The 377-nt window shown below is 64.5% G+C and carries 1 protein-coding gene; it reads right to left on the reverse strand.

Translation table 11 applies throughout. The features are described 5' to 3' along the window. The coding region (locus tag SB679_RS23285; protein ID WP_410704659.1) for an IS3 family transposase at positions 1–377 on the reverse strand (377 nt) is incomplete at both ends.

Here is a 377-nt window from a genome sequence, read left to right on the forward strand (position 1 = left end):
CGTCGCGCACCACATCACCACTATGGCCGCCAGTCGTCGCCGCCCAGCTAATCGCTTCCCGGTCGCAGCAGTCCAGGGCGAACGTGACGCGCAGCGGTGTGCCATCGTCGCACCGGAACTCAAAGCCATCGGAGCACCAGCGGGTGTTGCTTCGGTCAACAGCAACACGACCGCCATGCCGTCGAGTGTCTCGTCGCACGCCGGGGCGCCGCAGCAGCAACTGATGCTCACGCATAACCCGATACACGCGCTTGTGATTGATGCACGGCGCGCTGGTCTGTTCCCGACTACGGCGCAGCAGTGCCCAGATACGTCGGTAGCCGTACGTGGGGAGGTGCGCTACATCGGCCTGAATCTCGTGGACCAATGCCGAGTCG

The organism is Chryseobacterium sp. SIMBA_029 (genome assembly GCF_046535275.1).
GTDB lineage: Bacteria > Bacteroidota > Bacteroidia > Flavobacteriales > Weeksellaceae > Chryseobacterium.